At 47.9% G+C, this 388-nt stretch carries 1 protein-coding gene; it reads left to right on the plus strand.

Going from position 1 to position 388, the window contains the following annotated elements; genetic code table 11:
- Window positions 1-388: hypothetical protein (locus FLP08_RS16370; RefSeq protein WP_162431145.1), on the plus strand; the 388-nt coding region annotated here is incomplete at both ends.

The following is a 388-nucleotide window of genomic DNA, read 5'->3' on the forward strand; positions in this document are numbered from 1 at the left end:
TGTGGAGAAGAAGGAAGTTTCACTTCAACACCACCAGCTGCCGATATGAGCATTTGTACCAGTGGCTCAATTTCGTTGACCTATGGAGCCGATGACGGTTGTACTTCCGATCAGGTAAGTGCCACTTTCAGTTGGACTGAGGGAGATGCTGTTGATGTAGCCGGTCCTGCCGATGTATCGCAAGAGGCTTGTTTCTATGCAGATGATGCTACTTTACAGTCGGCATATAGTGCTTGGTTGGCAGAATTCGTTACTCTTGAGAAAGGTTGTGGGGAAGAAGGAAGTTTCACTTCAACACCACCAGCTGCCGATATGAGCATTTGTACCAGTGGCTCAATTTCGTTGACCTATGGAGCCGATGACGGTTGTACTTCCGATCAGGTAAGTG

This window comes from Christiangramia aestuarii, from assembly GCF_009735585.1.
GTDB classification, from domain to species: Bacteria; Bacteroidota; Bacteroidia; order Flavobacteriales; family Flavobacteriaceae; genus Christiangramia; species Christiangramia aestuarii.